At 62.7% G+C, this 24,735-nt stretch carries 22 protein-coding genes and 1 pseudogene; 16 read left to right on the top strand and 7 right to left on the bottom strand.

Annotated elements, in window-relative coordinates:
* Positions 1 to 162: 162 nt before the first annotated feature.
* From RT460_RS00445 to RT460_RS00430, 4 genes are all read left to right on the top strand, one after another.
* Complete coding sequence (locus RT460_RS00445; protein ID WP_313316500.1) at positions 163 to 765, top strand: hypothetical protein; 603 nt, start codon at positions 163 to 165, stop codon at positions 763 to 765.
* 24 nt (positions 766 to 789) lie between these two features.
* Complete coding sequence (locus RT460_RS00440) at positions 790 to 1,773, top strand: CorA family divalent cation transporter (RefSeq protein ID WP_313316499.1); 984 nt, start codon at positions 790 to 792, stop codon at positions 1,771 to 1,773.
* Positions 1,774 to 1,808: 35 nt separating this feature from the next.
* The gene (locus tag RT460_RS00435; protein WP_313316498.1) at positions 1,809 to 2,471 is read left to right on the top strand and encodes a DUF6766 family protein; all 663 of its coding nucleotides are present in this window, start codon (positions 1,809 to 1,811) and stop codon (positions 2,469 to 2,471) included.
* 426 nt (positions 2,472 to 2,897) lie between these two features.
* Positions 2,898 to 3,179: a DUF3247 family protein gene (locus RT460_RS00430; protein ID WP_313316497.1), complete on the top strand. Its 282-nt coding sequence runs from the start codon at positions 2,898 to 2,900 to the stop codon at positions 3,177 to 3,179.
* A gap of 15 nt (positions 3,180 to 3,194) precedes the next feature.
* Here RT460_RS00430 and RT460_RS00425 read toward each other — a convergent pair whose 3' ends face one another.
* Positions 3,195 to 3,380: a hypothetical protein gene (locus RT460_RS00425; RefSeq protein ID WP_313316663.1), complete on the bottom strand. Its 186-nt coding sequence runs from the start codon at positions 3,378 to 3,380 to the stop codon at positions 3,195 to 3,197.
* Positions 3,381 to 3,644: 264 nt separating this feature from the next.
* On the opposite strand from RT460_RS00425, the gene RT460_RS00420 reads away from it, so the two are divergent.
* Positions 3,645 to 3,806 (top strand): hypothetical protein, encoded by a 162-nt coding sequence (locus RT460_RS00420; protein ID WP_313316495.1) that lies wholly within the window; start codon positions 3,645 to 3,647, stop codon positions 3,804 to 3,806.
* A 99-nt stretch (positions 3,807 to 3,905) separates the two neighbouring features.
* On the opposite strand, the gene RT460_RS00415 is transcribed toward RT460_RS00420, so the two are convergent.
* The 4 genes from RT460_RS00415 to RT460_RS00400 form a co-directional block, all read right to left on the bottom strand.
* On the bottom strand, positions 3,906 to 4,190 hold the full coding sequence (locus tag RT460_RS00415; protein ID WP_313316662.1) for a hypothetical protein: 285 nt from the start codon (positions 4,188 to 4,190) through the stop codon (positions 3,906 to 3,908).
* Between the two features lie 7 nt (positions 4,191 to 4,197).
* On the bottom strand, positions 4,198 to 4,407 hold the full coding sequence (locus tag RT460_RS00410) for a hypothetical protein (RefSeq protein WP_313316494.1): 210 nt from the start codon (positions 4,405 to 4,407) through the stop codon (positions 4,198 to 4,200).
* Positions 4,408 to 4,607: 200 nt separating this feature from the next.
* A complete protein-coding gene (locus tag RT460_RS00405) occupies positions 4,608 to 5,249 on the bottom strand; it encodes a DNA-3-methyladenine glycosylase (protein ID WP_313316493.1) in 642 nt (213 codons plus the stop codon).
* Positions 5,250 to 5,316: 67 nt separating this feature from the next.
* A complete protein-coding gene (locus RT460_RS00400; RefSeq protein WP_313316492.1) occupies positions 5,317 to 7,962 on the bottom strand; it encodes an EAL domain-containing protein in 2,646 nt (881 codons plus the stop codon).
* 738 nt (positions 7,963 to 8,700) lie between these two features.
* On the opposite strand from RT460_RS00400, the gene RT460_RS00395 reads away from it, so the two are divergent.
* The gene (locus tag RT460_RS00395; protein ID WP_313316491.1) at positions 8,701 to 8,889 is read left to right on the top strand and encodes a hypothetical protein; all 189 of its coding nucleotides are present in this window, start codon (positions 8,701 to 8,703) and stop codon (positions 8,887 to 8,889) included.
* Positions 8,890 to 9,001: 112 nt separating this feature from the next.
* Here the strand turns inward: RT460_RS00395 and RT460_RS00390 are convergent.
* A pseudogene (locus tag RT460_RS00390) lies at positions 9,002 to 9,721 on the bottom strand (efflux RND transporter permease subunit); the annotation flags it as partial.
* On the opposite strand from RT460_RS00390, the gene RT460_RS00385 reads away from it, so the two are divergent.
* Positions 9,712 to 10,425: a response regulator gene (locus tag RT460_RS00385; protein WP_313316490.1), complete on the top strand. Its 714-nt coding sequence runs from the start codon at positions 9,712 to 9,714 to the stop codon at positions 10,423 to 10,425. The pseudogene RT460_RS00390 and the gene RT460_RS00385 overlap by 10 nt on opposite strands.
* Before the next feature lie 171 nt (positions 10,426 to 10,596).
* Positions 10,597 to 11,862: a cardiolipin synthase gene (gene cls / locus RT460_RS00380; RefSeq protein ID WP_313316488.1), complete on the top strand. Its 1,266-nt coding sequence runs from the start codon at positions 10,597 to 10,599 to the stop codon at positions 11,860 to 11,862.
* Positions 11,863 to 11,920: 58 nt separating this feature from the next.
* On the opposite strand, the gene RT460_RS00375 is transcribed toward cls, so the two are convergent.
* Positions 11,921 to 13,003, bottom strand: a complete 1,083-nt coding sequence (locus tag RT460_RS00375) for a LacI family DNA-binding transcriptional regulator (protein WP_313316487.1) — start codon at positions 13,001 to 13,003, stop codon at positions 11,921 to 11,923.
* A gap of 443 nt (positions 13,004 to 13,446) precedes the next feature.
* Between RT460_RS00375 and RT460_RS00370 the strand changes: the two genes are divergently transcribed.
* The 8 genes from RT460_RS00370 (at position 13,447) to RT460_RS00335 (ending at position 24,734) form a co-directional block, all read left to right on the top strand.
* Complete coding sequence (locus RT460_RS00370) at positions 13,447 to 16,581, top strand: TonB-dependent receptor (RefSeq protein WP_313316486.1); 3,135 nt, start codon at positions 13,447 to 13,449, stop codon at positions 16,579 to 16,581.
* 157 nt (positions 16,582 to 16,738) lie between these two features.
* Positions 16,739 to 17,497 (top strand): SapC family protein, encoded by a 759-nt coding sequence (locus tag RT460_RS00365; RefSeq protein ID WP_313316485.1) that lies wholly within the window; start codon positions 16,739 to 16,741, stop codon positions 17,495 to 17,497.
* A 3-nt stretch (positions 17,498 to 17,500) separates the two neighbouring features.
* The gene (locus RT460_RS00360; RefSeq protein WP_313316484.1) at positions 17,501 to 18,520 is read left to right on the top strand and encodes a cupin-like domain-containing protein; all 1,020 of its coding nucleotides are present in this window, start codon (positions 17,501 to 17,503) and stop codon (positions 18,518 to 18,520) included.
* 14 nt (positions 18,521 to 18,534) lie between these two features.
* The gene (locus tag RT460_RS00355; RefSeq protein WP_313316483.1) at positions 18,535 to 20,064 is read left to right on the top strand and encodes a tryptophan halogenase family protein; all 1,530 of its coding nucleotides are present in this window, start codon (positions 18,535 to 18,537) and stop codon (positions 20,062 to 20,064) included.
* Positions 20,065 to 20,258: 194 nt separating this feature from the next.
* Positions 20,259 to 21,752 carry a xylulokinase gene (gene xylB, locus RT460_RS00350; RefSeq protein WP_313316482.1) on the top strand — a complete coding sequence of 498 codons (1,494 nt, stop codon included), beginning with the start codon at positions 20,259 to 20,261 and terminating at the stop codon, positions 21,750 to 21,752.
* A gap of 44 nt (positions 21,753 to 21,796) precedes the next feature.
* Positions 21,797 to 23,131: a xylose isomerase gene (xylA, locus tag RT460_RS00345; protein WP_313316481.1), complete on the top strand. Its 1,335-nt coding sequence runs from the start codon at positions 21,797 to 21,799 to the stop codon at positions 23,129 to 23,131.
* 47 nt (positions 23,132 to 23,178) lie between these two features.
* Entirely contained in the window at positions 23,179 to 24,588 is a 1,410-nt protein-coding gene (locus RT460_RS00340; protein WP_313316480.1) for a sugar porter family MFS transporter, read from the top strand.
* Between the two features lie 5 nt (positions 24,589 to 24,593).
* On the top strand, positions 24,594 to 24,734 hold the full coding sequence (locus tag RT460_RS00335; RefSeq protein WP_313316479.1) for a hypothetical protein: 141 nt from the start codon (positions 24,594 to 24,596) through the stop codon (positions 24,732 to 24,734).
* Position 24,735 lies beyond the last annotated feature (1 nt).

Genomic DNA, 24,735 nt, shown 5'->3' with positions numbered 1-24,735 from the left:
ACGACTGCAGAGCAATTGAACAAGGGCAGCACAGCACGTCGACCGTGCTGTGCTGCGCTGCGTGGTGTTGGCAGGTTGACAGTGGGCGCAGCATTCACGATCGCTCACGCGTCTTTATCAGTGGCATCGCTACATCAGAGGCTCAACACGAGGAGAGCCATCATGGCGCGAAAGACAGATGATGCCCAAGTCACAGAACTGCTGCTGCAGGCGCTGGAAACCGAACGCGGAGGCCAGAAGATCTACAACGCGGCATTGCAGGCAGTTCAGAACGACGACCTGCGCGAAGAATGGGAAGGCTACCTGGAGGAAACCCGCGGACATGAGGAGATCCTCACCCGCGTTTTCGAGCAGCTAGGACTGGACACCGAAATGTCCAGCCCTGGCCGGAAAGTGGTGGCACATCACGGCAAGTCATTGGTGGCCGCCATCGAGATGGCGATCAAGACAGACACCCCGGCCGCCGCCGAGCTGGTGGCAGCCGAATGCGTTGTGCTGGCAGAGACCAAGGACCACCAGAACTGGGAATTGATCGGCAAGGTGGCCGAGCAGGGTGGGGCATCGGCTAAGGTGCTCAAGCAGGCATACGAGGCGGTTGAACAGCAGGAAGACCATCATCTCTACCATACCGCCGGCTGGGCGCGGGAACTGTGGCTGCAGAGCCTGGGCATTCCAGCGGTTCTGCCGCCGCCCGAGGAACAAAAGGACGTGGAGACCGCCATTGGCGCAGCGCGCGCAGAGAAAGCCCGCAAGGACTACCTCTGAGCCGGGCCTGATGGGAAGACGGCGATGGATACCGAGGTAGGCGGGCCATTCTTTGCGCGCGTTTTTGGCAGCAACGGACCACCCCGCGAGCTCAGCGAAGCAGAAATTTCGTCCTGCCGCGTTGCGGAGCACGAGCTGCTCTGGATCGATCTGCATGGGCCTGACGAGGCGATGCTGGACCAACTCTGGGATTGCTGCCGGTTGCCTGGGAACGCCCGCCGCTTCCTTGATGGAGGCAGTACACCAGCGGTCGAGAATGAGGGCGATTTCTTCTGGACGCGAGCGGTGGCGATAACCAGTGAACAAGGTGGTGAGCTGCTCAGTGGTGCGGTGGTGGTATGCATCGCGGGAAAGAACCGGGTGATCACGTGGCACACGGAGGAAGTCGATTTTATTCGCGAGCTGCGTTGCCGCACGCACGGGGCCGCCATTGGGCTGCTTACCTCGGAGAGCTTCGTCGCCACGCTTCTGGATCGCCAATTGGCGGGGTATTTTTCCGCGGTCAACGATTTCGAGTGTGCCGTGGAGCACCTGGAAGCGGATATGTCGGTCAACGCGGTGGACAAGAACATCCACGAACTGCAGCGCCTGCGTCGCTGGGCATCGCGCATGCGGCGCATGCTGGCGCCGCATCGGGCGTTGTTTGGTGCCATGTCCCGTCCGGACTTCCGACCTTCGGAGGACCGTCAGGCCGAACGTCATTTCGTCGCGCTGGATACCCGCTTTGAACGCGCGATGGACATGATAGAGAACGCCCGGGAGCTGGTGATCGGCAGCTTCGAGCTGTTCAGTGGGCAGGTGGCACTTCGTACCGATGGCACCATGCGGGTGCTGACGTTCGTGACCGTTGTGGCGGGAGTGCTGGCCACGTTTGTTGGCGCGCTGGGCATGAACTTCCAGGCAGGGGTATTCGAGTCCAAGGACGTCGGCTTTTGGTCAGTGGTGGGTGGATTGTTGCTGTTCTCGGCGGCGGTGACCGTATTCGCACGACGTAGGCGGTGGTTCTGAATTGACGCCATCAACCTTGAAGGGAGAACAGACGCATGAGCAACACGCAACGGGATGGCTTTCTTGCCAGCAATGGCCTTTCACTTGTGCTGTTGTTGCTGTTCCTGGCGTTCTTGGTTGGCCAGGTGTTGACGGGCTATGCCGTCAACAATGAGGAACGGCTTGCCCAGGGTCTGCTGGCCGAGCCGATCGCCGATTACCTGCGAAGCGGGCATTTCATCTCGGCCACCTTCGAAAACTGGGAGAGCGAGTTCTTGCAGATGGGCATGTACGTTCTACTGACGGTCGGCCTGCGCCAGCGTGGCTCTGCGGAATCACGGCCCCTTGATCCAGCACAGGAAGAGGATCGCATCGAAGCCGGGCCGACACCGTGGCTCTTGCGGGCAGGTGGTGCGTGGCGCTGGCTATATGCCAATTCGTTGTCACTGGCCTATGCAGGCCTGTTTTTCCTGGCGTTCGCCGGTCATGCTTACGGCAGCTGGCTGAACGAGAACCAGCAACGCGCAATGGAGGGGCAAGCGGCACAGGCGTTTACCGAGCATCTCGCCAGCGCGCAGTTCTGGTTCGAGTCGATGCAGAACTGGCAGAGCGAGTTTCTGGCGGTGTTGTCAATTGTGGTCTTGAGTATTTTCCTGAGACAGGACAAGTCGCCCGAATCCAAGCCCTTGGCCGCGCCGCATTCACAAACCGGTACCTGACAGGATAGGCGTGGGCCGGCGTGCCGGCCCACGCCTTCCCACGCCTTCGTCAGTCCGGAGCCTTTGCGGGAACGAATGGAGACACCGGGTCGCTTGCTGGAAACGTCTCTTCCAGCGCCTCATCCTGGTTTGAACTTTCATGATCCTTGCGCTCGCGGCGCTGGTGACCCGATTCGGAACAGTCGCGGTCCTCGGAGGGGTCCGGCGGATCCTTGCGGTCGCGTATCATCTTCTAACTCCTCAAATTGGACGGAGCCGGGAGGTTGCATCCTCCGGCAAAGGGGAATCTGCTCCAACCGCTGCTAGCGAAGCGTGCACAGCTGCCAGTGGTCCGTGAAGAAGATGCGCGCGGGCCCATACCGGCTTTTATTCCCGGTTAGCACCCAGCCGCGTAAGGTCAGTGCACCGCCCAACCGGAGGATGCAAATGGCCAGGACCGCACCGCGGGTTCATATCGCGCAAGCTGAAATCGAGCAGCTGAAAGCCCTGCAGCTGGCGCTGGACGCCGAATTGGTTGTCGAGCTGCGGATGAAGGATGGACGGGTCCTGACAGGTACCGTGACCGAGCGCCCTGCGGTGCAACAGTTTCGCGGCCCGGGCGAGGAAGAAGGCACCAATGGCCAAGTGCCGCTGGACGTCCCGGGGCAGGGTGTGCAACTGCTATGGCTGGATGAGATAGAGGGGTTCACGCGATTGGGAACCAATTGACGGAAGACGCCTGGTTCAGTCGTCGGGCGCCTTGGCCGGCGGCACCCGCTCGTAGTCTTCCGGGCGCGCGTTGTGCTTCGCGTCTGGCATGTCGTGGTCTTTCCATCGCGCATTGTCGTTGCGATGTTTGTCCGGTGTGTTGGCCTTGTCCTGGTCGCTGGCATTGATGCCACCTTCCGGGCGCTTTTCGTCCGTATTCATGGTGATGTCCTGCAAGGGAGCGATGGCGGGTAACGGCATGGGCGAAATTCCTCGTTCCAGCGAATTTTTCTCTACCGTTGCGTTCGCAATCCTGCGCATCTCCGCATTTGTGATGTGTGTGGATCCGTGAGCAAGTCTTGAGATATCCCAACGTCTTCAGTCAGGTATGTCGTTGCAGGGTTGACGCTTCATGACATGAAAAATACTGTGCCTTGCCGAATCTGGTTTTCCGGCGCTAACGCTGACACACCCAGGAGATGGTCGATGACTGCCTTTGTCGAGTCTGAACCTACTTTCGTTGCTGCTGATTCGCAGCTCGAGTTGTTGCTGGCCGCTGCTCCTGCAGGGCGGCCAGGTCGCCTGCAGGACCAGGACAACAGTCGCCAGCGGCATGCACGTGCAATCGACGTGGAGGAAGAGGAGTAACTGTAGTTGTCGGTATCCCGGCCTTGTACTTCGTGAGCGCCGGCGTCACGACCGCAAAGCGCCGTTGCTGTATCCGGCGGCATCTGTACGCCTACCCGTTCATCGGCGGGATCCGGATTGCCGGCGCTTTCGATGCGCTACCCACTGACCAGCCAGCGCAGTGATCAGCAGGCAACTGTTGGTGACGACAAACACCATGTTTCCCACCCGGGCGGAGTAGACCACAAACAGCGTCGACGCCGCCGCCTGGCCAACGAACAACCAGGTCGAGATCGCCTCGGGATGATCGGCCTTGGCTTGTTTGACGATCTGCCGGACCAAGGTCGCCAGCAGGATGGCCGAAGCGGCCCAACCGATGCATTCCGTCAGCACATCGTTTCCCATGGCCGGTTCAGACAAAAAGCGCGGTTTCGGTAACGCCCAATTGCACCGCCAGCTTGGCCAGTTCATTGGCTGCGGCGATACCATCGCCGCTGTTTGCGGCAATGTCGAGTATCTCGCGATAGGTCTCCCAGAACTCAGGGCCGCTCCCGTGGCGCCTATAGGCCGCGTGCAAACGCATCCACTGTTCGTTGGTCAGCACTTGTGCACTGAATCCCATGGCTCCTCCGGGTCAGATGGTCTGCAGTAATGTTGCCAGCGCCACGCCAATGGAAAAGCACAACAGGGCGGACTTGCGTGACAGTGGATGCGAACGCCGGGTGGTGATCACGGTGGCGGGCTCCGTTCGGGTGTGCAGCCATCCTGGTCAATGAGGAGTTAAGCGGCTGTCCGCAGTTGCATGCATGATGCGAAGGGAGTTTACGGCCGGGACGCGGCGATCTGGCTGTCGCGGCGCCGGGACGGTGCCTTCGAGACGCAGGGGTTCGCAGGCACGCTCCAACGCCATGGTGTGTCCACCGCCCTGGTTATCCCCACCCGGGGACCGACTGTCGGGTTGTCCGGGGGTGGCACGCCGTCGGAGACAATGACGATGCCCCGGTCGCCCTGGACCAGGTCGGCACCGTCGAAGTCGCGGTTCAAGCCAAACGCCTGCGATAGTTTGCCAGGACCACTGGCCAGGTCGGAGAGCCGCTTTGCGGCGCGGCGGGCGGCGTACATGAGTTCCAGGTTGTGCAGCGGCTCGGCTGCCCGCATAAGCACGCCAACGCCTTCGCCAACTTCGCCGCAGACCGCATTGCTGCCCCAATGCATGCCATAGGTGAAATAGACATACAGGTGCCCCGGGGGCCCGAACATGGTGGCATTGCGCGCGGTCTGGCCGCGAAAGGAATGAGCGGCGGGGTCTTCGCTGCCCGCATAGGCTTCCACTTCCACGATCCTGGCGCAGCGGCCGTCACTGCGCAGCAGCAGTTTGTTGAGCAGCTCCGGGGCAACGAGGGCAGGGTGGCGGCGGTAGAAGCCGCGCGGCAATACCTGCAGGCCCTTGCTTACGAAATCCACATCCACGCACCTTCGGTTGCTGGCAGTCGGTCAAGCTTACGCCACGCGCCACGACGAAGCAGGTGCGCTAACGCTGGAACTGCACACGCTCGGGCCGATGCAGACCGAAGCCCTGGGCATAGTCCACGCCCAGGGAACGTGCCGCTGCGCAGAGATGGTCGTTGCTGACGCCCTCGGCCACCACCTTGAGCCCGCGCTGATGGCCGATCTTGGCAATGGCGCTGATGATGGTATGGCTGATCGGATCGGTATCCAGGTCGACGATGAAACTGCGGTCGATCTTGATCAGGTCCAGCGGAAGGTTCTTGAGATAGCCAAAGGAAGACATGCCGGCGCCGAAATCGTCGAGGGCGATGCTGCAGCCCGCACAGCGCAGGCGTTCGACAATGCGCACTACCTTGAGCAGATTGCGGACCGCAACCGTCTCGGTGATCTCAAAACACAGCATCTGCGGCGGAATTCCGTGTTGCTCGATGCAGGCAAGAATGAAGTCGGCAAGACCTTCGTCTTCGATGCTCGCGCCTGACAGGTTGATTGCACAGGTGCCGAGGACGCGGGCGGTGGGATGCAGGCTGGAAAAGTTCGATAGCGCCTTCTGGATTACCCAGCGATCGATAGCGGGCATCAGGCCGTAGCGCTCGGCGGCAGGCAGGAAGGCGCCGGGCAGAACGATGGCCCCGTCTTCATCGCGCAGGCGCAGCAACAGTTCGATGTTGGTGGCGACGTCCTCGCCGGTGAGCGAGACGATCTCCTGATAGTCGAGCAGTAGGCGATCCTGCTCCATCGCCCAGCGCAGCCGGTTGACCCACTCCATCTCGCCCTGGCGGCGGGTGGTCTCATCGTCCTGGCGGTAGACGTGTACACGATTGCGTCCATTCTCCTTGGCCAGGTAGCAGGCGGTGTCCGCCCAGGCCAGCAGATCCTTGAGCGTAGGAACCTGCTGGTCGATCACCACCATGCCGATGCTGCAGCTCACCTTGTAGCAACGGCCCTGCCAGGTGAACATCAGCGCCTCGATGCCACCACGCAAACGCTCTGCCAACTCCAAGGCGCCGCCGGCGTCGCCGTGGAATGTCAGCAGGCCGAATTCGTCACCTCCCAACCGTGCCAGCACATCGCCAGTCCGCAACTGCTGGCGCATGGCAAATGCGAGCTGCTCAAGCAGCTGGTCGCCCGCCATATGCCCTGACACATCGTTGATCAACTTGAATTGGTCAAGATCGATATAAAGCAACGCCCAGTAGCCGCTGCCGGTCCATGTGGAGCGTTCCCTGAGGACGTCCTCAACGCGGCGCTCGAACTCGCGGCGGTTGTACAGCCCGGTCAGCGCGTCGTGTGCGGCCTGGTAGCTCAGGCGGTCGGTCAGTTCGCGCTGTTCGGAGTTGTCGGTTGCCACCATCAACAGATGCGGTGCACCGTCCACGTCGACCTCGGCTATCGACGCGTTGGCCCAGAAGCTAGTACCGCCAGCCCCGCGCAGCTCCGCTTCCAGGCGGTTCCAGCCGCTGCGGATATCGGCTGGATCGCGGGCGCGCGCTTGCAGCTCCTGATCGAGGAAGAGTGCGGACAGGGGCTGCCCGGTGGGATCCCCCAGGCGGATGCGAGCCGCCTGGTTGGCGTATACGATCTTCCAGTCCCGGGCATCGGCCAACAGCACCAGCGCGGGCAGCAATTCATTGAGGGTGCGGAAGCGCAATTCGCTTTCGCGGTAGCGCGCGCTCATCTGCGCGCCCAGCGCCAGGGCTTTGCGCCGGGTCATGGCCAAGGACCACAGCAATGCTGCCAACAGCACGCTGATGATGCTGCCACCCACGACGATGGTTTGCAGGCGCCCGATATCCAAGGGCTGCGGCCGTGGCTGCATCTCGATCTGCCAGCGCCTGCCTCCGAATTCCAACTGTCGCACCTCGGCGGGCAGATCCGCGATATCGACCTGTCCCGAGTCAAAGAACGGCTCGGCCTGGGCTGCGGTATCGCGCAGGCGCACCCGGAAGCTATTCCGCACCGCAGGGCTCAAGGCGGCTTCAACCAGCGGCTGCAGGCGCATGCCAATCGCCAATGCCCCCAGCTCGCGCTGCCGGCGCTCATTGGCCGAGGTTGGGGTTGGTCCATTGGAATAGACGGGCAGGCGCAGCGTCACCCCCAAGCGGCCCTGTGTTGGGTTCGCTTGCTGGCGCAACACGAAAGGCGCGGATAGGGCCACGGCGTCGGTATCGCGGGCGCGTACCAGTGCCGCCAGGTTTGCAGGCTGGCTGACCATGTCAAAGCCAAGCAGTTCGGCGTTGCTCTGGTAGGGGGACACAAACTGGTAGCGGTATGCGGCATTGGCGGTGGCCGGCCGGTCCATGCGGCCCAGTCGGGCGAAGGCCAGCGACGTGTATGCGCCGGTCCCATCGTGCAGGCGAGCGTAGTACTGGCTGAAGCTTGACTGGTCCATCTTGTCGTTGGCCAGGAACAAGGTCTGCATTGCGCGCAGGATGGAGGCGGCGCGCTCCAGCGGTTGGCGGAGTTGCGCAGCGCCGGCGTCGGCAAGTGCGCCGCGCGCCTCGGCTGCATGCTGCTGCAGATCCTTCCATTCCCGAAAGCCGAGCACCGCCGTGCAAGCCAGTCCTACAAGCAGGCCCGTCAATGCCCAGGCCAACGGCGGCAGACCTGCACGACGTACCGGCGGGGCAGGCGCTGACGCTTCAACATCTGGATGGATCGAGTTCACTGGCCCGCTCAGCTCCTGCGCAGTAGTTGGGCGTTGGACATGCAATCTCGTGAAGATGGGACCCGGGTGACCAGGAAGGCTTCCGAAAGTAGTCAAACGGCGACGCTCGTACCGTGATGCAGCTCCCGTGCCGGCAAGCCGAAAGTGAATATCGGCGCTGGCGGGGTGATCTTGATGGGGCAATGACGTCGCGCTGCGAAGCCCCCCTGCGCAGCCACGACGGTAGTTCTACGTTAGCGCAATTTGAGCCGATTGGCAGCCAGTCACTGCGCGCCTCGCTGGGTCCAACATCGCTGTCCGCGAGAGGGCTTGCCGATAGGAAAGTCCGGGGAGTGCACGCGTAGATTGGGCGACAGATCCCAGCTCCTGACGGTCGGGGCTGCTGGTGGCATTGCCTCTTGCGTGTACTCGGCGTCGGGAACTGCAGCGGGTCGATGCGATCATCTTCAAGCACGTACCTGCCAAGCTCAGGCAGCATGGGCCAAACGTTAGGGCGCGGTTCGATACGTTGGTACGGAATTCGTGTCAACGGGCGCGAAAGTAGTGGAGAGCGGATTGGCGACAGCGTGGTGGTTACCCGCAACATGGGCGGCCAATGGATCTGAACAGTGAGCGTTCGTATCGCTGTCTACACAGGCGTTAAGTTCGAATCATGGCTCAATAGCTGTCAGGGCACATCGCGCAAACAATCAAGTGCCCACACTTGAGCCCAAGCCTGCTGGGCAAAAGGAGCCCGCCATGAACTCCACCACCAAACCCGACAAAAAAAGTGATTCCGAGCGCGCCGATGCTGCCCCCGGGACGGACGCCGCACGTCAGCACGATCTGACCGAGCAGACAGATCAGAAGAAGCAGGAGGAAAAACTGCGACAGTCCAACCAGATCGACAAGGGGCCTGCGGCGTGCAACCCACAGGGACGTCGATAAGCAGGCGCAGTCTGGTCGAATCGCGGGCTACGACTTGACCCAAGAGTGGGCGCAATCGATGAGCGCACGCCGACACCACATGGGGTAAGCACGTTCACGCGAGGCGGCGCCGTCACTTGGCGGTGGCGGCGGAGGCCTTGGCGCGTCCAAAGGGCAGGCTACGCACGATGACGTAGAACAGTGGAACGAAGAAAATGCCCAGCGCGGTGGAGGCCAGCGTGCCGCCGAATACCCCGGTACCGAGCGAATGTCGGCCTGCCGAACCCGCGCCGCTGCTGATCACCAGCGGCAACACACCCAGCATGAAGGCCATGGAGGTCATCAGGATCGGCCGCAGGCGCATATGCGCGGCATGAACGACCGCCTGCAGCAGGGGTTGGCCTTGCTCTTCCAGCTCCTTGGCAAATTCAACGATAAGGATGCCGTTCTTGGCCGCCAGGCCCACCGTGGTCAACAGCCCAACCTGGAAGTAAACGTCGTTCTCCAAGCCGCGTAGCGTCGTGAGCAGCAATGCACCGACCACGCCAATCGGGACAGCCAGCATCACCGACAAGGGCACCGACCAGCTTTCATAAAGCGCCGCTAGGCACAGGAACACGAATAGCAGCGACACGCCGTAAAGCAACGGGGCCTGATTGCCCGCCAATCGCTCCTGGTAGGACATGCCCGCCCACGAGTAGCCCATGCCAACAGGCAGCGCATCGGCCAGTTTCTCCATTGCCGCCATTGCCGTGCCGGAGCTGACCCCAGCGTTTGCTTCGCCACTGATTTCCATCGAACCGCTGCCGTTGAAGCGGGTCAGGATGGCGGGGGCGAAGTCCCATGAAAACGTATCCGGACAGCCTTGGCCGTATCCTTGTGGTCGAAGACGAACCGCGATTGGCTGCGGTGCTGCGTGACTATCTGCACGCAGCGGGCTATGCCAGTGACTGGGTCGCCGACGGCGATGGGGTGATGGATGCTTTCCGCACGCAACGGCCCGACCTGGTGTTGTTGGACCTGATGTTGCCCGGCCGCGACGGGGTGGACCTGTGCCGGGCTATACGCAGCGAGAGTGAGGTGCCGGTGATCATGGTCACCGCGCGCGTGGAGGAGATCGACCGCCTGCTCGGGCTTGAGGTTGGTGCCGACGATTACATCTGCAAGCCCTTCAGCCCCAAGGAAGTCATTGCCCGGGTGGGCGTGGTGCTGCGCCGGTACCGCCACACTCCGCCAGAGCGCATGGGTGATGGTCTGTCCATTGATGAGGCGGGCAACCGCGCATTGCTGCAGGGTCAGGCGCTGGACCTGACGGCGGTGGAGTTCCGCCTGCTGCGCACACTGTTCAAGAGCCCAGGGCGGGTCTGGTCGCGGGAGCAGTTGCTGGACCATATCTACGAGGACCACCGCGTGGTCACCGACCGCACCGTGGACAGCCATATCCGCAACCTGCGCCGCAAGCTGCGCGATGCGGGCCTGCCTGATGAAAGCGTGCGTTCGATCTATGGGGTGGGCTACAGCTATGAGCCGCCGTTGGCCGCTGGCGCAACGGAATAGGACGAGGGTCCGCAGTAAGGGCTGCTATGTTGCAGTGCAAGGTAAACCGTCGATGCCGACCGTCTCCGTGGCTGTGCCGTGTTTCACATGGACATGATCGGGTTTCCCGTTAGCTAGCGGGCACCCATAGTCGGGATTCCACCCATGGCCCCGCGCTGGAGTCGCAAACGAATGGTCTGGACTATTCTGCTAACCGCCCTCGTCACGTTGCTGGTGGCCGTGGTGGCGATGAACTTCAAAACCTCGGAAAAGAAGCTCGAGCGCAAGATCGAGCATCTCTACGCTGCCGATGATCCGCAATTCCGCCGTGAAATGGGTGTGTTGCTGGGCCCCGGTCTGGTACCTGGCAACAGGGTCACCGATCTGGAGAACGGCGATGAGATATTCCCGGCGATGCTCGAGTCCATCCAATCGGCGCAGAAGACCATCACCTTCGAGACCTACATTTACTGGTCTGGCGAAGTAGGGCAGGAGTTTGCCGATGCCTTGGTCGAGCGTGCCCGCGCCGGGGTGAAGGTCAAGGTGATGGTGGACTGGATGGGCAGCTTGAAGATGGACAGCAGCCTGCTGGATCAGATCAAGAATGCCGGCGTTGAGGTGCACCAATACCGTCCTTTGAAGTGGTACAACCTTGGACGCCTGAACAACCGCACCCACCGCAAACTATTGGTAATTGACGGCAAGGTGGGGTTTACGGGGGGTGTTGGCGTTGCCGACCAATGGAACGGCCACGCCCAGGACGGCGAACATTGGCGGGATATGCATTTCAAGATCGAAGGTCCGGTGGTGGCGCAGATCCAGGCCGCGTTCAACGACAACTGGATCAAGACCACCGGCGAGGTACTCAACGGCCCGGAGTATTTCCCGCCGGTTGCTCCTGCCGGCGAGATGGACGCGCACATGTTCGTGGCCTCTCCAGCGGGTGGCAGCGAGAGCATGCATCTGATGTACCTGATGGCCATTGCTGCCGCAGCAAAGAGCATCGACCTGCAGGCGGCCTATTTTGTGCCCGACGACCTGATCATCAAGGCCTTGATCGCTGCCCGTCAGCGCGGGGTGCGGGTTCGCGTCACGGTGCCCGGCAAGCATATCGACTCGGAGACCGTCCGCCTCGCATCGAAGGCGCACTGGGGCGAACTGCTGCAGGCCGGCGTTGAGATCTACGAGTACCAACCGACGATGATGCACAACAAGTTGCTGATCGTGGATGGGGTGATGACGTCCGTGGGCTCGACCAACTTCGATGTACGCAGCTTCCGGCTCAACGACGAAGCCAGCCTCAATATCTATGACGCGGCCTTCGCCGCGCGGATGACCGAGGTGTTTGAAGAGGATCTGAAGCCCACGGTCCAGTACACCTACGCGATGTGGGCGCAACGTCCCTTGAAGGAAAAACTGTTTGAGAAGTTCATCCTGCCGATGAAGTCGCAGCTGTAAGCGGGCAATCCGCTGAGGCGTTGCAGTTGCCGGCTGCCGCTGGACGACGGCAGCGCGCTCACGAAGTCTGCTTGCGCTTCTGTTTGGGATCGGCGGTATTGCCGACAGAAGAGCGGGCCACCAATTGATGCGGAAGCACGTGGTTGACGATCACGCGGGCTGCGCTGGGCACCCGTCGGATCTCGCGCAGCAGGATGTCGATGGCTGCGTCGGCCATCGCCGCCACCGGCTGGTGGATGGTGGTCAGTTCGGGCCAGACCATGGTGGATGCGGAGGTATCATCGAAGCCCACCACCGACAGGTCGCCCGGTACATCCAGCCCACGCCGATGGGCGACGGAAACCACGGCAGCGGCCATATCGTCGTTGCTGGCAAAGACCGCGGTCGGCGGATTGCGCATTGCAAGCAGGCGCTCGGCAGCTTCCAGCCCAGAGCGGTAGGTAAAGTAGCCGGGCTGCACCAACTTGTCGTCGTACGCGATCCCGGCCTCGGCCAACGCATCCCGGTAACCCTGCCAGCGGTGCGCGCTGGCGGTCTGGTTCGGGTCGCCCTTGATGTAGCCGATGCGCGTATGCCCATGCGCGATCAGGTGGGACACCATGTCATGGCTGGCGCGGTGGTCATCGATGCGCACGCAGGAGATGCTGTCACTGAAATGGCCGGAAGCGATCGACACAACGGGCACGCCAGCCTGCGAGAACTCCTCGACGATGGTCCTGGACTCGCATAGCGGCGGCGGCAGGATCACCCCGGCAACACTGTTGGCCAGCTGCCGAGCCGCCGCGCGGCGCCCCTTGGTATCCAGTTCATCCCAGGTCGAAATCACCAGTTGCGCCGCCGCACGGGTGGAGCCACGCAGGGCGCCCACCAGCAATTCGCGCAGGTAGCTTGAGCTGGGGTTGGTGTAGATCAGGGCGATGCACGTGTGCTGCGCGGTGGCCAGCGCGCTTGCCGCCAGGTTGGGCCGGTACCCCAGTTCGTCCACGCTGCGCATGACCCGCTCGCGATTGGCCTGGCGTACGCCTGCATGACCATTTATGACGCGCGAGACGGTCATCGGTGAAACGCCTGCGTGCGCAGCCACCTCGTCGATCGTGATGGCGCCCCCTTTGCGGCGCATGGCCTTGTTGGCTTTCTTCACGCAAATAGTTCCATTTGATTCGATCAAGAGGACCTGTCGTTGGCGATTATCTGCGCTAAACCCCGTGCTGTGGGTGATTACCGTGCTTCTGGCGGGGCTGTTTGCAGGCTTGGCTTGGCAGCTTGGCCAGCTTTGCTGCGCTGCACGGTGACAAGCGAGAACGCAGGTGATTAGTCTGCGCACCGACGCAATGGTAGCGCTACCAACATCTTGGCCGGGTCAGTGGCCAGGGCGCCTTCTCTTGACCACGCCGTCGTCCAGCAAGCTGAAAGCGAGTTTGAAGCGCGGTGCGTTTGGGTGCACCGCGATAGTCGGTTTGGAAGACGGGCCTCGCCCGCGCGTGCCCCCGGGGAGGGGGTGGTACATCCATTCGAACGTATGTCAGAGAGGACATTCATGAGCGCTTGCACTTTCCGTAGAACTCCAGACCTGAGGATCAGTTCATGAGCCGGAAGTTGGCGAAGTTCAAATCCAGGGCCATGTTCACCTTCGTCGGAGGTGTTCTGGTCATCAATCCTGCGTTCGGCCAGGAGGCGTCGACGCCTGCGCCCGTGGCCCAGCAGCAACAAGCCCAACCGCAGGCGACACAGTTGGATGCCGTGCAGGTAACGGGCATCCGCAACAGCCTCAGCCAGGCGATGGACATCAAGCGCGACTCCGCGGGTGTCGTCGATGCGATCAGCGCTGAAGATATCGGCAAGTTTCCCGATACCAACCTCGCCGAATCCCTTCAGCGCATCACCGGCATCTCGATTGAACGCCGTGATGGCGAAGGCGCGCAGGTCACGGCCCGCGGCTTCGGCCCGCAGTTCAACATGGTCACCCTCAATGGCCGGCAGATGCCGGGTGCCGATGCGTTTGGTGCAGCTGGTCAGGTCGCCATCGGTGGCGTCGACGGCGGCACCCGTGCATTCAACTTTGCCCAGCTTGCGGCAGAGGCCATCAATGGCATCGAGGTCTACAAGACCAGCCAAGCCCAGGTACCCAGCGGTGGCATCGGCGCAACCATCAATATCCTGACCTCGCGACCGTTCGATCATGAAGGCATCGTTGCCAGCGCCGGTGCCAAGGTCGTGTCCGACCAGAGTCAGCCATTCGACAACGATCTGACCCCGGAACTGTCCGGCATCTTCAGCTACAGCAACCCTGAAAAGACCTTCGGCGTCAGCCTCAGTGCGAGCCAGCAGAAGCGCAAGGGCGGCTCGGTGCAGGCGACTGAAAACTATTGGAACGTACAGCCCTGGACCGGGACCATGCCGGGCAATCCGACGGTGGTCAATGCGCCGGCGATTGGCCAGTTGTATGCGCGCCCGAACGATCTGCGCTATGCGTTCTCCGAGTTCGAACGTGAGCGCGTCAATGGCCAGGCCGTGCTGCAGTTCGCTCCGATTGACAGCCTGACCCTCACCTTGGATTACACCTACTCGACCAACGAGATCACCGAGAACCGAGGTGAGCAGGGGATGTGGTTGCAGAACAGCAACTACACCGACGTCGAGTTTGACACCAGCGGTGCCATTGCCACGCCTGTCTACATCCGTGAGATCGCTGGCACCAAGGACTTCGGTCTGGAGCAGCAGCGCAGCATGCAGAAGTACAAGCTGGGGTCGCTGGGCCTGAACGCGGTCTGGAATGTCAGCGACAGGTTCAAGCTCAGCTTTGACGCGCACAACTCGAAGAATGAAAGCCGGCCGAATGATCCACTGACCGGCGGCGGCTCCATCTTCATGAGCATCGCCGGAACCAACAACTGCACCGCCGGCCCGCATTGTGGTGGCTCCTGGGTGCAGGAGCTCAACTTCAACAACGGCCTGCCGGTCGGCACCCAGACCTGGTACCCGACCACGGCCGACGCCATTGCCGGAACCAATGGTGTGGTCAACCCGGGTTTCGCCGAAGGCGAGATCGGTTCGCAGGTGCTGCGCGTCAATTCGCAAACCCAGATCAGCGAGATCAAGCAGGCACGCGTCGACGGCGAGTGGAGTTTTGACCAGGGACGCTTCCAGTTCGGTGTGGACAGCAACAAGTCGTCCACGCACCGGATCCAGGCAGCCGAGGCGTATTCCACCCTGGGCGATTGGGGCGTGGCCAACGTCGACGGCGACGTCGCTGGCGGACTCATGGATCTGCTGCAGCCGGTCAACATCGTTGGCTTGTTCGACGATTACAACGCCAGCAGCTGGTCTGCATGGCGGGGCAACGCTGGGCAATTGGCGCAGTGGGCGGCAGGCCAGTACGGCGTGGGCCTGGGCGTGAGTCCGCAGCGTGCGGCCGACAACCTGGTGGAGGAGAAGACCAAGTCGGCGTACTTCCAGGTTGAACTGGATGGCCAGTTGGGCGGCATGCGCACCAATACGCGGTTGGGTGTGCGCTATGAAACCACCGACATCGTGTCGACGTCGGTCATCGCCATCCCCGAGTCCATCGAATGGCAGGCCAACAACGACTTCCGTGTTGTCCTGTCTGACGAGCAGCAGCCGTTCAGCGAGAAGGCCAAGTACAGCTACATCCTGCCCAATCTGGATTTCAGTATCGACTTCACCGATGAGCTGAAAGGCCGTGCTTCATTCGGAAAGAGCATTGCCCGCGCGCCGTATGGCAACCTCTATGCCGGTCCGGGCGCGCAGCAACCGTTCGGCTCGGTGTTGATCGATCCGTCCTCGCGGGCCAGCGGCAACGCGCAGAATCCCAGCCTGAAGCCGTTGGAGTCGGACAACCTGGATCTGGGCGTGGAGTGGTATTTCGCCGACGCCAGCTACGTGTCGTTGACATACTGGAACAAGTCCGTCGACAACTTCATCGGCAACACGATCGAGCAGGAAAGCCTGTATGGGTTGACCGATCCGACCTCCGGTCCGGATGCGCAGGCGGCATTGGCCTTCCTGACCAGCGCGGCCTGCGTTACCCAGGTAGGTGCCGCCAATGCGGCAGCGTGCTCGGCCAACGACACCTCCTTGTTCACCGCCCTGGCGTTGTTGCGCAACAATCCAGCCGGTCTTGGGGCTTACAACGGCACCGATGCGCAGGTGCTCGCGACCGAGGCCGCTTACGACCTGCACGGGCAGGCCGATGACCCGTTGTACATGTTCAACGTCAACCGCCCGATCAACCAGAACCAATCCAAGCTGCATGGCTGGGAACTGGGTGGTCAGTACTTCTTCGGTGATACGGGCTTCGGCGTGCTCGCCAACTACACCGTGGTGCGTGGCGATGTTGGCTACGACAATGGCGGCGATCCGAGTATCGATCAGTTCTCGCTTACCGGCCTGAGCGACACCGCCAATGCCATGCTCATGTACGAAAAGTATGGCTGGTCAGTGCGTCTGGCCTGGAACTGGCGTGATGAGTACCTGATTCTCGCCAACCAGGGCTCCAGCCGAAATCCCTACTACGTGGAAGAGTATGCCCAGTGGGATCTCAGCGTGAACTACGCGCTCAATGACCATTGGTCGTTTGGCCTGGAGGCGATCAACCTGACCGGTGAGGACGTGCGCTGGCGCTCGCGTACCTCGCAGATGATCGTGAAGCTGGCAGACCAGAGCCCGCGCTACATGCTCGGTGTCCGCTACAAGTTCTGAATGTGAGACCGGCGTCTTCCTTCGGGAAGGCGCCACCGGTACCGCTGCGCAAGCAGCGGTACCTTCTTGGGACACGGCGCTTGTCCGGGCCGGCACACGCATCAGCCGCCGGTGCCAGCAGGCCGGCGCTCGGCTCCTGATTGGACTGGACGACACCATGGCCCGTTACGAAATGCTCAACAACATCGCCCACCGTGACCTGCGCGTGTCCACCGGGTTCGGGCCGGAGTTTGGTGATGAGGTCGGTATGGTGCCGGCATACCCGAGCGAGTTCGCCGAGTTGCAACGCGAGTATCCGATCTTCCTGCGCAAGGACACTGCCACCGGCGATTGGCAATCCGTTGCCTTGCTGGGTTTCGAGCAGCACGAAAACCTGTTCCTGCACGATGGCCGCTGGAATGCCGCCTACCTGCCCGGGGCTGCGGCCAAGGGGCCGTTCCTGATCGGGTTCCAGGAGCACCAGGTCGACGGCGTGCTTACCCAGGAAGCAGTGATGCACGTGGATCTGGACCACCCGCGCGTGAACGCGATTGCCGGCGAGCCGGTATTCCTGCCGCAGGGCGGCAATAGTCCCTATCTTGATCACATCGCAGGCGTGTTGCGTGGCATCCACGACGGCAGTGCCTTTGGTGCCGACATGTTTGCCATGCTCGACAAGGCAGGCCTGATCCAGCCGATCAAGCTCGACGTGCAGATCGATCAACAGCATCGCGTGGGCGTCAATGGCCTGCACGCAATCGATCGCGATCGCTTGGCGGAGCTGGAAGGCCCGGTCCTGGCCGAACTCAACCGTGCCGGTTACCTGGAAGGTGCCTATCTGATGCTGGCCTCATTGCATAACATGCGGCGCCTGATCGCCGAAAAGCAGCGACGCCTGCGTGCGCAGGATGGCGCCGCACCGGTGGGCAGGAACTGAGCCATGTTGCACGGCATTGCCATGCGGACACTGGAGGGCCTTGATCCGGCGGCGCTGCCGATGGACGCCTTGGTGAGCGCCGGCGAGCCGGTGGTGCTGCGCGGCATTGCCCGCGAATGGGGCTTGGTCCAGGCCGGGTTGCAGTCCACCCAACGGGCGCTCGCCTATCTGCGCGACTTCGATACCGGCGTGCCTGTCCAGTATTCGTTCGGCGGCCCGCAGATCGAGGGTCGCCCGTTCTACAACGCTGATTTCACCCAGTTGAACTTCGAAGTCCGGCGCGGGCTGCTCAGCCAGGTGCTGGATGAAATTGCCGCCAATCTGCAGGTCGAACGGCCGCCCACGTACTACGTTGCTTCCTTGCTGATCGAGCGGGCGCTGCCGGGCTTCGCACAAGCCAATGATGCCGGCCTGGCGCAACACGGCATCAATGCCTCGGCCAGCATCTGGATCGGCAATCGCGTGACCGCATCCTGCCATTACGACACCCCGGACAACCTGGCGTGCTGCGCGGTCGGGCGGCGCCGGTTCACCGTATTTCCGCCCGAGCAGATCGACAACCTGTATCCAGGGCCCTTGGAACCCACGCCCGGTGGGCAGGTCGTCAGCATGGTTGATTTCGACCAGCCGGATTTCAGCCGTCATCCCCGATTCCGCGATGCGCTGGCCACGGCGCGGACCGCGGTGCTGGAGCCGGGCGATGCGATCTTCATTCCCAGCATGTGGTGGCACCACGTGCGCAGCCTTGAGCCGTTCAACGTGCTGGTGAACTACTGGTGGCGCAACTCGCCAGCGTTCCTGCCGTCGCCGCTGTCGGCGCTGCAGCACGCAATGTGGGCCGTGCGCGATCTGCCCGAGCGCGAGAAGCAGGCGTGGGCAAAGATCTTCGAGTACTACGTGTTCGGGCCGGGCGAGCGGGCAGGGGAACACCTCCCGCAGGCAGCCCGGGGCGAACTTGCACCCTTCGACGAGACGCAGGCGCGACGAATGCGCGCCATGCTGCTGGGTCGACTCAACCGCTGATCGGGAGCACTGCTTTGAACGCTGCAAACACGACAGAAGGGCGTATCCGCAAGGTTGTCATCGCGGGCGGTGGCACCGCGGGGTGGTTGGCTGGCTGCGCGTTGTCACACCAGTTCCGCGATCAGCTGGACATCACCCTGGTGGAGTCCGAGCAGATCGGCACCGTGGGGGTAGGTGAGTCAACCGTGCCACCCATCCGCACATTCCACCGCTTCCTGCAGATCGATGAGCAGGAGTTCCTGCGCGCGGTAGCCGGCACGTTCAAACTTTCAATCTCGTTCGAGAACTGGCGGCGGCCCGGCGAGCGCTTCTTCCATCCGTTCGGCACCATCGGGCAGGGCACCTGGGCGGCCCCATTCCACCACTTCTGGCTGGACAGCCTGCGCCGCGGCATGCCGTCGGACCTGGGCGACTTCTGTTTGGAGACCGTGGCATCGCGGGGCGACCAGTTCTCCCTGCAGACCCAGCCGCAGGCGAGCTACGCCTATCACTTCGACGCCGGGCTGTACGCGAAATTCCTGCGTGGCAAAGCCGAGGCGCATGGCCTGCGCCGGGTCGAAGGCAAGATCCGCGAGGTCAGACAGCACGCGCATGATGGCTCGGTGCAGGCACTGGTGCTTGAAGATGGCCAGGTCATCGAAGGCGACCTGTTCATTGACTGCACCGGCTTCCGCGGCGTCTTGAGCGAGCAGACCTTGCATACCGGCTACGAGGACTGGCATGAGTGGTTGCCAAGTGATCGCGCCGTTGCCGTGCAGACCGAAGCGGTAGGACCGCCCGTACCCTATACCCGCGCCATCGCGCATGAGGCGGGGTGGCGCTGGCATATCGCACTCCAGCACCGGGTTGGCTGCGGGCTGGTGTTCTCCAGTCGGCACATGTCCGATGACGAAGCGCAGGCCAAGCTGCTGCGCGATGTTGGTGCGCCGCCGCTGCGTGATCCGTGGCTGGTGCCGTTCCGCAGCGGACGCCGACTGAAGGCATGGAACAAGAACGTGGTGGCGCTGGGTCTGGCCAGTGGCTTCATCGAACCGCTGGAATCGACCAGCATCCACCTGACCATCAGCGCGGTGGTGCGTTTGATCCAGTTGTTCCCGTTCGACGGTATCAGCCCGTCGCTGGTGGCGTTGTACAACGACGTCAGCCGGCAGGAGATGGAGCACGTGCGTGACTTCATCATCCTGCACTACCACGCAACACAGCGCGACGAGCCGATGTGGAAGGCCTGTCGGGAAATGGCCTTGCCTGAGTCCCTGGATATCCGGCTGCGGGCCTGGCGCGAACGCGCGCATGCCTGGCAGGATCCGGGCGAATTGTTCCGGGTGGAGTCCTGGACCAGTGTGTTGTTGGGCCAGGGGATCCAGCCAGGAAGCCCGCACCCGCTGGCACGTGCCTTGGGCGATGCGGACCTGCGCACCTTGTTGAACGGGATTCGACAACCGGTGCAGCAGGCTGTGACGCAGATGCCTTCGCAGGCCGATTTCATCGAGCGCTACTGCAAGGCCGCGCCGGAAGTATGGCGACCGAAGCCGGTGCCGGCATAGCGGGGGGGGACACATGCAACTGAAGCCAGTACTGGGGTTTTGCATCGCAGCACGCTTTTTCGGCGGCGGCTGGTTACAGTGCGACAACGCGATCGGCGGCATGTAGTGCGCGAAGAAGGAGGTGTTGGACGTGCCTCCTTTTTTAAACAAGCAAAATGGTAGCGCTACCTTTTAACCAAGCGGGGACGGTTTCGATGGATCTGGTTGCGGGAATCGATGCGGGTACGCAGAGCCTGAAAGTGGTGGTCTACGATCCCGCGGGGCGCATCATCGTTGCGACCGCCAGCGTGCCACTGGAACTATCCAGTGCGGCCGATGGCAGCCGCGAACAGCAGCCGGCGGATTGGGTAGCGGCGCTGCACGCGTGCTTTCGTGACATCGATCCGTCGCTGCGTGCGCGCATTGTCGCCTTGTCGGTTTCGGGCCAACAACATGGCTTCGTCGCCGTCGATGCAGCGGGTCAGGTACTGGCGCCAGCCAAGCTGTGGTGCGACACCAGCACATCGGTGGAGTGCACGACGATCATGGACGCGGTTGGCGGCAAGGCCCGTGCGGTCGCACTTGCCGGCAATCCGATCCTCACCGGTTATACCGCCTCCAAGTTGCCTTGGACGAAGACGCATCGGCCGGACGCCTACGCGCGGCTTGCGACCATTCTGTTGCCGCATGACTACCTCAATTTCGTGTTGACTGGTCAGCGATTCTGCGAGTACGGCGACGCATCGGGAACAGGTTGGCTCGATGTGCGCAGCCGCACCTGGTCCAACGCGCTGCTGCAGGCGACGGATCCGGAGCGCGATCTTGCCGGGTGCCTGCCGCCGCTGGCCATGCCCGACGCGCTGTTCGACATCGACCCGACGACGGCAACGGCGTTGGGCGTGCCGGCGACCGTGAAGGTGGCCGTGGGCGGTGGCGACAACATGATGGCGGCCATCGGCACCGGCTGTGTGGTCCCGGGACGCCTGGCGATGAGCCTGGGAACATCGGGCACCTTGTTTGCCTATTCCGACACGCCGGTGGTTGACGCTGAGGGGGCATGGGCCGCGTTCTGCTCGTCCACCGGTGGTTGGCTACCGCTGATCTGCACGATGAACTGCACCGTGGTGACCGAACACGTGGCAGCGGCATTCGGCTTCAGTACGCGCGATGGCGATATGCACCTGCGGACCACAGCGCCCGGCGCCGACGGCTTGGTAATGCTGCCCTTCCTCAACGGCGAGCGCACGCCCGACCTGCCGTTCGGCAAGGGCGTACTGGCGGGCCTGGACACCACCAACATGACACCGGCGCACATCTACCGTGCAGCCATGGAAGGCGCGACCTTCAGCCTCAAGTACGGCTACGACGCCTTTGTTCGCGCCGGCATGCAGTTCGAACGCATCGTGCTGACCGGCGGTGGCAGCAACAGCGTTGCCTGGCGACAGCTGGTGGCCGATGTATTCGGTCTGCCCGTTGATGTGCCGACCCAGCCAGAAGGCGCTGCGTTTGGAGCAGCGTTGCAGGCACTGTGGGCACTGGGCGTTTCACGCGGTGATCCGGCCTCGATAGCCGACGTCGCCGAACGACACGTTGCGGTCGATCCGGTGCTGTCGGCGCGGCCGGATGTTGAACGCACCCAGGCCTACGCCACGGCCTATACCCGTTTCCTGCGACACCTCGACGCCATCACGCCGCTGCAGCGCGGCTGATGTCCCTCTCCGCGACACCTCGCACAACCACAGGAATTCGCAGCATGAGCACCCAACCCTTCATCGGCGCCAAGGAATACTTCCCCGGTATCGGCCGCATCCCGTTCGAGGGACGCGGCTCGGACAACCCGCTGGCGTTCAAGGTCTACGACGCCGACAAAATCGTCGGCGGCAAGACCATGCAGGAGCACCTGCGCTTCGCGGTGTGCTACTGGCACACCTTCTGCAACGCCGGCCACGACCCGTTCGGCCCAGGCACCCGTCACTTTCCGTGGGAGGCGGGCTCACCGATGGCGACTGCCGAGGCAAAGGTCGACGCAGCGTTCGAGTTCTTCACCAAGCTGGGCGTGCCGTACTGGTGCTTCCACGATATCGACCTGGCACCGGATGCCGATGACATTGGCCAGTACGAGAAGAACCTCAAGCACATGGTCGGCCTGGCCAAGGCGCGGCAGGACGCGACCGGGATGAAGTTGCTGTGGGGTACCGCCAACCTGTTCTCGCATCCGCGCTACATGAACGGCGCATCCACCAATCCTGATTTCGCCGTGGTCGCGCGTGCGGCAGTGCAAGTGAAGGCGGCGTTGGAGGCCACCGTCGAGCTGGGCGGCGAACATTATGTGTTCTGGGGCGGCCGCGAAGGCTATGCCTCACTGGTAAACACCCAGATGAAGCGCGAGGTGGATCATTTTGCGCGCTTCCTGACCATGGCCCGCGACTACGGCCGCAGCATCGGGTTGAAGGGCAACTTCCTGATCGAGCCCAAGCCGATGGAACCGATGAAGCACCAGTACGACTTCGACAGCGCGACGGTGGCCGGTTTCCTGAAGGAGCACGGTCTGGAAAAGGACTTCAAGCTCAACATCGAGGCCAACCACGCCACGCTGTCCGGCCACACCTTCGAGCATGACCTGCAGGTTGCCTCCGACCACGGCCTGCTGGGCAGCATCGATGCCAATCGCGGCAATGCGCAGAACGGCTGGGATACCGATCAATTCCCGACTGACCTGTACGACACCGTTGGCGCGATGCTGGTTGTGCTGCGGCAGGGGGGGCTGGAGGGTGGGCTGAACTTCGATGCCAAGGCGCGTCGTGAATCCACCGACATGGAGGATCTGTTCATCGCCCACGTCGGTGGCATGGACGCCTTTGCCCGCGGCCTGGAAGTGGCCCATGCGTTGTTGACCGACTCGCCGTGGGAGCAATGGCGCCAGGAGCGCTACGCAAGCTTCGACAGCGGCGCTGGCAAGGATTTCGAGCGCGGGACGCTCAGCCTGACTGATCTGGCAGCACTGGCCAGCAGGGCCGGCGAGCCGCGACAGATCAGCGGCAAGCAGGAGCGCTACGAGAATCTGCTCAACCAATACCTGCTGCGCTGAGCGCGGCAGGACCCTAACGACATTGCAGGAACGGGGAGGGGACGGGAATGAACCAGGCGGCAAGCGGTGGCGAGAATACCCGGCTGATCGTGTTGATCAGCGTGGTGGCGACGATTGGCGGGTTCCTGTTCGGGTTTGACAGCGGCGTCATCAACGGCACCCAGGATGGCCTGCACCAGGCGTTCCAGTCCGGCGAGTGGATGCAGGGCTTCGAGATCGCATCGATGCTGCTGGGTTGCGCGGTCGGAGCATTCAGCGCCGGTCGGCTTTCCGACAACCTGGGCCGTCGCAATGTGCTGGTCATCTCGGCGGTCATGTTCCTGCTGTCGGCGTTGGGCGCGGGGGCTGCGACCTCGTCGTCCTGGTTCATCGTTGCACGCGTGGTGGGTGGCTTTGCGGTGGGCGCGGCCAGTGTGATTTCGCCGGCCTACATCGCCGAGGTCGCACCGGCCCGCTATCGCGGTCGCCTTGCCACGGTGCAGCAGATCGCCATCATCAGTGGGCTCACGGCTGCGTTCCTCTCCAACTACCTGCTGGCGGCCAGCGCGGGGGCCTCGACCGAACCGCTGTGGGGAGGCCACGCCGCTTGGCGCTGGATGTTCTGGATGCAGGCCGTGCCGTCGTTGCTGTTCCTGTTGTTGTTGCTGACCATCCCCGAGAGCCCGCGCTACCTGGTAATGAAACGGCGCAAGGACGACGCCTTGCGCGTGCTTACGCGGCTGTTTGGCGGGGCCAGCGCCCAGGCCAAGTTGGCCGAGATCGATGCCTCGCTGTCCACCGACCATCATCGCCCGCAGTTGTCTGACCTCAAGAACAAGGCGACCGGGCGCATACGTCCCATTGTCTGGGTTGGCATCGGCCTGGCCACCTTCCAGCAATTGGTGGGCATCAACGTGGTGTTCTACTACGGCGCCGTGCTGTGGCAGGCCGTTGGTTTCTCCGAGAACGATGCCTTGCTGATCAACGTGTTGTCGGGCGCTTTGAGCATCGGCGCCTGCATCGTCACCGTTTTACTGATCGACCGCATAGGCCGCAAACCATTGCTGTGGGTGGGCTCGGCCGGCATGGCCGTGTCGCTGGCGCTGGTAGTGGTGGCCTTCGCCAGCGGTTCGTTGGCTGATGGCCACCTGCAGCTACCCGGTCGCATGGGCACCTTGGCGCTGGTGGCCGCCAACGCCTACGTCGTGTTCTTCAACCTGTCGTGGGGTCCGGTGATGTGGGTGATGCTGGGGGAGATGTTCCCCAATCAGATCCGCGGATCGGCGCTGGCTGTGGCAGGTGCGGCGCAATGGACATCCAACTTCGCCGTCACCGTGACCTTTCCAATCCTGCTGGCGGCGACCGGACTGGCAGCGACCTACAGCATCTATCTGGTGGCAGCGGTCATCTCGGTGTTCTTCGTACTCAGGTACGTGCACGAAACCAAGGGCAAGGAACTGGAGCAGATGGAGGGATGATCGCCATGACCAACCCCCGATTCCTCGCGCCTTGCCGGAGTGAGATCACCGCGTTGGCAACCCGCGCGACCGGCATGGAGTGGACGGTAAGCGGCGTCGCTGTCGTGGCATTTGTGTCGCGTGCCCGCGCGAGGTCGGCGGGATGAT

Source organism: Stenotrophomonas sp. (assembly GCF_032061965.1).
GTDB lineage: Bacteria > Pseudomonadota > Gammaproteobacteria > Xanthomonadales > Xanthomonadaceae > Stenotrophomonas.
This window is presented reverse-complemented; position numbering and strand designations above follow the sequence as displayed.

Coding starts and splice junctions, on each gene's coding strand:
- RT460_RS00445 (WP_313316500.1), top strand. CDS start 163: ATGGCGCGAAAGACAGATGATGCCCAAGTCACAGAACTGCTGCTGCAG.
- RT460_RS00435 (WP_313316498.1), top strand. CDS start 1,809: ATGAGCAACACGCAACGGGATGGCTTTCTTGCCAGCAATGGCCTTTCA.
- RT460_RS00395 (WP_313316491.1), top strand. CDS start 8,701: ATGAACTCCACCACCAAACCCGACAAAAAAAGTGATTCCGAGCGCGCC.
- RT460_RS00335 (WP_313316479.1), top strand. CDS start 24,594: ATGACCAACCCCCGATTCCTCGCGCCTTGCCGGAGTGAGATCACCGCG.
- RT460_RS00385 (WP_313316490.1), top strand. CDS start 9,712: ATGAAAACGTATCCGGACAGCCTTGGCCGTATCCTTGTGGTCGAAGAC.
- RT460_RS00370 (WP_313316486.1), top strand. CDS start 13,447: ATGAGCCGGAAGTTGGCGAAGTTCAAATCCAGGGCCATGTTCACCTTC.
- xylA (WP_313316481.1), top strand. CDS start 21,797: ATGAGCACCCAACCCTTCATCGGCGCCAAGGAATACTTCCCCGGTATC.
- RT460_RS00360 (WP_313316484.1), top strand. CDS start 17,501: ATGTTGCACGGCATTGCCATGCGGACACTGGAGGGCCTTGATCCGGCG.
- xylB (WP_313316482.1), top strand. CDS start 20,259: ATGGATCTGGTTGCGGGAATCGATGCGGGTACGCAGAGCCTGAAAGTG.
- RT460_RS00430 (WP_313316497.1), top strand. CDS start 2,898: ATGGCCAGGACCGCACCGCGGGTTCATATCGCGCAAGCTGAAATCGAG.
- cls (WP_313316488.1), top strand. CDS start 10,597: ATGGTCTGGACTATTCTGCTAACCGCCCTCGTCACGTTGCTGGTGGCC.
- RT460_RS00415 (WP_313316662.1), bottom strand. CDS start 4,190: ATGGGAAACGATGTGCTGACGGAATGCATCGGTTGGGCCGCTTCGGCC.
- RT460_RS00440 (WP_313316499.1), top strand. CDS start 790: ATGGATACCGAGGTAGGCGGGCCATTCTTTGCGCGCGTTTTTGGCAGC.
- RT460_RS00340 (WP_313316480.1), top strand. CDS start 23,179: ATGAACCAGGCGGCAAGCGGTGGCGAGAATACCCGGCTGATCGTGTTG.
- RT460_RS00410 (WP_313316494.1), bottom strand. CDS start 4,407: ATGGGATTCAGTGCACAAGTGCTGACCAACGAACAGTGGATGCGTTTG.
- RT460_RS00425 (WP_313316663.1), bottom strand. CDS start 3,380: ATGAATACGGACGAAAAGCGCCCGGAAGGTGGCATCAATGCCAGCGAC.
- RT460_RS00365 (WP_313316485.1), top strand. CDS start 16,739: ATGGCCCGTTACGAAATGCTCAACAACATCGCCCACCGTGACCTGCGC.
- RT460_RS00420 (WP_313316495.1), top strand. CDS start 3,645: ATGACTGCCTTTGTCGAGTCTGAACCTACTTTCGTTGCTGCTGATTCG.